This is a genomic window from Dehalococcoidia bacterium (genome assembly GCA_030648205.1).
Lineage (GTDB): Bacteria > Chloroflexota > Dehalococcoidia > JAUSIH01 > JAUSIH01 > JAUSIH01.
Genome location: JAUSIH010000074.1, coordinates 1 through 5855 on the forward strand (window position 1 = coordinate 1; position 5855 = coordinate 5855).

The 5855-nt window shown below is 65.7% G+C and carries 6 protein-coding genes; 5 read left to right on the top strand and 1 reads right to left on the bottom strand.

The window, feature by feature from the left end:
- Positions 1 to 237 (bottom strand): hypothetical protein (locus tag Q7T26_08995; GenBank protein MDO8532284.1); only part of this gene is annotated, 237 nt, incomplete at its 3' end.
- On the opposite strand from Q7T26_08995, the gene Q7T26_09000 reads away from it, so the two are divergent.
- From Q7T26_09000 to Q7T26_09020, 5 genes are all read left to right on the top strand, one after another.
- Positions 236 to 1612 carry a cobyrinate a,c-diamide synthase gene (locus tag Q7T26_09000; GenBank protein MDO8532285.1) on the top strand — a complete coding sequence of 459 codons (1377 nt, stop codon included), beginning with the start codon at positions 236 to 238 and terminating at the stop codon, positions 1610 to 1612. The genes Q7T26_08995 and Q7T26_09000 overlap by 2 nt on opposite strands.
- 418 nt (positions 1613 to 2030) lie before the next feature.
- Positions 2031 to 3584 (top strand): cobyric acid synthase, encoded by a 1554-nt coding sequence (locus Q7T26_09005; GenBank protein MDO8532286.1) that lies wholly within the window; start codon positions 2031 to 2033, stop codon positions 3582 to 3584.
- Positions 3585 to 4398: 814 nt separating this feature from the next.
- Entirely contained in the window at positions 4399 to 4677 is a 279-nt protein-coding gene (locus tag Q7T26_09010; GenBank protein MDO8532287.1) for a ferritin, read from the top strand.
- A gap of 124 nt (positions 4678 to 4801) precedes the next feature.
- Positions 4802 to 5281 (top strand): DUF2243 domain-containing protein, encoded by a 480-nt coding sequence (locus tag Q7T26_09015; GenBank protein MDO8532288.1) that lies wholly within the window; start codon positions 4802 to 4804, stop codon positions 5279 to 5281.
- A 406-nt stretch (positions 5282 to 5687) separates the two neighbouring features.
- Positions 5688 to 5855, top strand: a 168-nt coding sequence (locus Q7T26_09020) for an alpha/beta hydrolase (GenBank protein MDO8532289.1), incomplete at its 3' end; no start/stop codon positions are given.

A 5855-nucleotide genomic window follows, 5' to 3' on the forward strand; every position in this document is an offset into this window, starting at 1 on the left:
CAGAAGAACAAACTCCGTTCGCAACGCCACGGTAGACACCTCCTGCCATGGCATGACCACCTCCTGTTGTTGAGAAGTCATGCCTATTATGGTGTCCACCATGTCCCTGATCACGTGTTCACGATGTCCCTGATCCATACACTTAAGGTGGGGGACGTCCCCAGTGCCCCCGACTGAGGGGCCAAACCCCCTCAATCGCTTCCCCGCGTGCGGGCGCATGCTATCATGCTCTGTCATGAAAGCCTTCGTGCTCGCGGGCGTATCCAGCGGGGTCGGCAAGACCACCATCGCCACCGGCGTCATCGGCGCCTTGGCCCGCCGCGGCCTACGCGTGCAGCCCTTCAAGGCCGGCCCCGACTACATTGACCCCACGTATCACTCCACCGCCGCGGGCGTGCCCTCCCGCAACCTGGACGGCTGGATGCTGGGCCGCGACGCTCTCCTGGAGCTGTTCCAGCGCGCCGCCGCGAAGGCGGACGTCTCGGTCATCGAAGGCGTCATGGGCCTGTTCGACGGGCGCGCGGGCGAGAACGGCGTCGGCAGCACCGCCGACCTGGCGAAGACGCTGGGCGCGCCGGTGGTGCTGGTGGTGGACGCGTCGAAGATGGCGCAGAGCGCCGCCGCCCTCGTTCTGGGCTACAAGAGCTACGATCCGGCGCTGCGCGTGGCGGGCGTCATCCTGAACAACATCGGCAGCGAGGGGCACTACCGCATGACCGTGGAGCCTATCGAGTCGGCGACGGGCCTGCCGGTGCTCGGCTACCTGCCTCGCGGCGAGGACCTCAAGCTGCCGGAGCGCCATCTGGGCCTCGTGCCCACGGTGGAGGGTCCCGCCAGCCGCGACTACTTCGAGCGCGTGGCGGAGCGCGTCGCGCGGCACATTGACCTGGACCGTCTGCTGGCCCTCGCCGCCGACGTGCGCCTGACGCCCCGGACGCCGACGCTCTTCCCGGCGCAGCCGGTGGCGCGGCGCTGCGCCATCGCCGTCGCGCGGGACAAGGCGTTCAGCTTCTACTACCAGGACAGCCTCGACCTGCTGGAGGCCTGGGGCGCGGAGTTGCAGCCCTTCAGCCCGCTGGCGGACGCCGCCCTTCCCGGACGGGAAGGGGACGTCGCGGGCGTCTATATCGGCGGGGGCTTCCCGGAGATGTACGCGGGCGAGCTGGCGGCCAACGCCGCGATGAAGGCGTCGCTGCGGGAGGCGGCGTCACGCGGCGTGCCGGTGTACGGCGAGTGCGGCGGCCTGATGTACCTGGGGGAGAGCATCGTGGACATGGAGGGTCGCCGCCAGCCGATGGTCGGCCTGACGCCCGCCCGCTCGACGATGGCCGGGCGCAAGCTGACGCTGGGCTACCGCACGGTGCGCGCGCGGTGCGCCACGCCCATCTTGGGCGTCGGCGACGAGGTGCGCGGCCACGAGTTCCACTGGAGCGTGCTGGAGAGCGCCCCCGCCGCAGAGACCGCCACGTATGACGTGCTGGACCAGCCGGGGCGAGTGGAGGGTTATGCCGTCGGGAGCGTCACGGCCAGCTACGTGCATCTGCACCTGGGGGCGCGGCCCGGCCTGGCGCGGCGCTTCGTGGAGAGCTGCCCCGCGATACGGAAGACCTAACATGGTGTCCTCGAAGTTTGCCGCAATGTCATTGCGAGCCCCGATGAAATCGGGGCGTGGCAATCTGGCGGCGGGGTCCACCCCTCTTCCAGATTGCTTCGTACGCGCGTTGCAAGGACAGGACACGAGTGCCCTGTAACCGAAATGTCATGCATATTCGGACGAACGCCAATGACCACGGGCATGACTTCTGCTTTCGTCATACCGGCTTCCGCCGGTATCCAGGGAGTGCTGGGAACGCTGGATTCCGGCTTTCGCCGGAAAGACGGTGAGTAACCAAGGATGCTCCCCCAACAGGCTCCGCGCATGCATTAGTACGCGAACTTTAGTTACAGGACACTGGCATTGCGCCACGAACACTTACGTCGATGCAGACACGACAAACGGGGTGTAGCGACGCGGATACGGACGGCATGACATGACTGCCAAGGTGTTGATGGTACAGGGGACAGGCTCGTCGGCGGGCAAGAGCCTGCTGGTGACGGCGCTGTGCCGCATCCTCCGGCAGGAGGGCTGGCGTGTCGCGCCGTTCAAGGCGCAGAACATGGCGCTCAACGCATATATCGCGCGGGAGGGCGGCGAGATAGGCCGGGCGCAGGCCGTGCAAGCGGAGGCGGCGGGCGTCGAGCCGTCGGTGGACATGAACCCCGTCCTGCTCAAGCCGGAGGCCGACCACCGCAGCCAGGTCGTCGTGCTGGGGCGGGCGCTCCGCAGCGCGACGGCGCGGGAGTACTACGCGCTCCGCGACGAGCTGTGGCCGGTCATCACGGGCGCGCTCGACCGCCTGCGTGCCGCATACGACGTCGTCGTCATCGAAGGCGCGGGCAGCCCCGCGGAGGTCAACCTGCGCCGCCAGGAGATGACGAACATGGCGGTGGCACGGTACGCCCGCGCGCCGGTGCTGCTGGTCGGCGACATAGACCGGGGCGGCGTCTTCGCGGCGCTGGTGGGCACGCTGGAACTGCTGGAGCCGGACGACCGCTCGCTGGTGCGCGGGCTGGTCATCAACAAGTTCCGCGGCGACCTAAGCATCCTGGATGACGGCCTGCGCTTCCTGGAGACGCGGACGGGCCTGCCTGTGCTCGGCGTGGTGCCCTACGTGCGCGACCTGCACATCGCGGAGGAGGACTCGGTGGCGCTGGACACGCGTCCTTCCACGGAAGGACGGGCGTCGCTGGACATAGACATCGCCGTCGTGCGGCTGCCGCGCATCTCGAACTTCGACGACTTCTCGCCGCTGGAGCGCGAGGGCGCGCGGGTGCGGTACGTGGAGTCGCCGTCCGAGCTGAGGCGGCCCGACCTCGTCGTGCTCCCCGGCACCAAGACCACGATAGCCGACCTGGCGCACCTGCGTCGGAGCGGGCTAGCGGACGCGGTCGTGGCGCTGGCGCGGTCGGGGACGTACGTGCTGGGCATCTGCGGCGGGTTCCAGATGCTCGGGCGCGAGGTGCGCGACCCCGACCACGTGGAGTCGGAGCAGGAGCGAGCCGACGGGCTGGGCCTGCTGCCCGTGGTGACGACGTTCGCGGGAGAGAAGGTCACGCGGCGGGTGCGGGGGCGCGTGGCCTCGCCGCTCGGACTGCTGGCGGACGCCGAGGGCGCGACGTTCCACGGGTACGAGATACACATGGGCCGGACGGAGTTCGAGGACGCCGATCCTTCGACTGGCTCAGGACGAGCGGCTTTTGTGATGACGGAGCGCGACGGTGAACCATGCGACGAGCCGGACGGCGCCGCGGACGCGCAGGGGCAGGTCGTCGGCACGTACGTCCACGGCCTGTTCGAGAGCGCGGCGCTGCGGCAGGCGGTGCTGCGTCGGCTGGCCACCCGGAAGGGCGTGGCGTACGCGCCGTCGTCGGACTCTCGCGACGCCGACTACGACCGGCTGGCAGACGTGGTGCGCGGAAGCCTGGACATGGCCGCGGTGCGGCGCATCGCCGGGCTGGAGGCGCGCTCCGGCGGCGGGGGCTGAGGGCATATACCTCACCCCCTGGCCCCCTCTCCGCATGCGGAGAGGGGGGAGAAAAAGAGCTTTTCGGGAGGACACCTCCCGTACCCTCCGGCGGGGACTCCGTCCCCTGCACCTCTGGGCCTGTCCCACGGGCGAGACGGAGAGAGCAGTTATCTCACTGATTCGACTTGCCCAAGGGAGGCCCTCCAGTGCTTTCCGGCGGGGACTCCGTCCCATGCACCCGCGTGTGGAGAGGGCATCTACCTCACCCTCTGTCTCCCTCTCCGCGATGCAGCGAGGGAGAAGGCGACGGACGGCGATTTGAATTGTTTTGTTAATTTCGAGGGGCCTTTCCTATCTGGTGTTGCAATCTGTGGGGTCGGGTTACGGGTATTTGTTCCTGTTATGTCTGGTCGGGGGGGGGCCATGAACTGTCCCATGCGGGCGCTCGGGGCTTCGCGGATGCGGCGTCGAGCGGCGTGGGGCAGTCTTGGTTTCGTTCCGTGTGGGCGACAGGGCAGACACGCGTGTCTGCCCCTACGAGGCCGATGACGGCGATTCCGTTCACAGGGTAGCGCGCGATTATGGGGTGGGGCAAGGGGCGGGTGGCGGGGGACGGGTGGGGGTTGGGGATTAGGGGTTAGGGATTGGGGATTGGTGTTACCGCGCCCCTGCTTGCCGCGCGAAGTGATGCGCCTGCTTGTCATCCTGAGCATACGGAAGCGTCTCCAACAGCGTTCTTGACGTGCCCCAGAGTCGTGAATGGTATGCTGTAAACACAGAATACAGTTGGACGACACGGTTGGAAGTCGTTTGTATATGAGAGGAGCAGACAATGCCATACCAGGAACCAGCCAACGACCTGTCCGCCAAAACAAGAGACATGCATCTGGCACTCGAATCACTAAAAGAAGAACTGGAAGCTGTCGATTGGTACAACCAGCGTGTTGACACCAGCAAGGATACAGGGCTCAAAGCCATATTGGCGCATAACCGCGACGAGGAGAAGGAACATGCCTCGATGCTTTTGGAATGGATACGCCGAAAGGATCCAAAATTCTCGAAAGAATTGAAGGACTGCCTGTTCACGGAAAAGGCCCTTGCACACAAATAGAAATGCCTGACCGCTCGCTCAAGGCCGATGTCCCTGACGGGCCACGGCCTTACCTCAAACGTCAGGCGCCTGCGTGGATGTACGACGGTCTGTCGTCGTCCCAGGCAGAGGGAGACGCAGCAAGATGAGCGAAAATCACAACCATACGCCTTTCGTCACAGCCGGCATCGTGCTTGGCCTGGGTCTCGGCGGCTTCGTCGACGGGATCGTCCTGCACCAGATTCTCCAATGGCATCACATGCTGACAAGCGCGGGCTTTCCACCGACCAGTGTCGGCAATCTGGAAGTGAACACGCTGGCGGATGGCCTGTTTCACGCCACCACCTGGGTGAGCACGGTGATTGGGCTGGCGCTACTGTGGCGAGCCAAAAGACAGGGCGAACAGCCGCCAGTGAAGATATTGGTTGGTCCCATTGCCGTCGGCTGGGGTTTGTTCAACCTCGTTGAGGGGATTATTGACCATCACATTCTGGGCATCCACCATGTCCGATCAGGACCAGACCAGCTCCTCTGGGACCTCGCGTTCCTCGCCTTTGGGGCGATCCTGGTGGTCATCGGCTGGATGGTGGCGCGCGGCGGGCAACGGAAAAAGGCAACAGAGTAGTCAATGGTCATATTGGGCGGCTATGTACCTATCTGAAAACCCTCACCCCCTCTGTCCCCCGCTCCCTTGGCAAGGGAGCGGGGGAGGAAAAGAGAAGCTGGGGGACACCCCCAAGCCCCCGCCAGAGGGGGCGTATCCCCTCTGCACTCCCCGGCGCCGCGGTTTTCGGATAGGCTCTAAGTTACAGTACGCCAGCTCAGTCGCATCCGCGGTCGGCAAGGCACAGGTTCGGGCATCGCAAATGAATTTCTCATTCAGCGACTCGGCCTGGCCCCGCCCCAGCGGGTGAAGCGGAACGGTAGACCCCTGAGCCAGTGGCGTTCGTAGTGAGAGGGCGGTTCGAAGTACTGATCTCGCTAAGCAGGTGATCAGGCCGACCACCGTTACGACTGAAAAGGAGGCACCAATGAGTACGATCACGGCGAAAGACGGCACGCAGATCTATTACAAGGACTGGGGCAGCGGACAGCCCGTGGTCTTCAGCCATGGCTGGCCGCTGAGTGCGGACGCCTGGGAAGACCAGATGGTGTTTCTGGGTGCCCGCGGATACCGCTGCATCGGCCATGACCGCCGC

Bases quoted from the DNA above. Each gene is read 5' to 3' on its own strand.
- Q7T26_09000 (MDO8532285.1), top strand. From the start codon at position 236: ATGAAAGCCTTCGTGCTCGCGGGCGTATCCAGCGGGGTCGGCAAGACC.
- Q7T26_09015 (MDO8532288.1), top strand. From the start codon at position 4,802: ATGAGCGAAAATCACAACCATACGCCTTTCGTCACAGCCGGCATCGTG.
- Q7T26_09005 (MDO8532286.1), top strand. From the start codon at position 2,031: ATGACTGCCAAGGTGTTGATGGTACAGGGGACAGGCTCGTCGGCGGGC.
- Q7T26_09010 (MDO8532287.1), top strand. From the start codon at position 4,399: ATGCCATACCAGGAACCAGCCAACGACCTGTCCGCCAAAACAAGAGAC.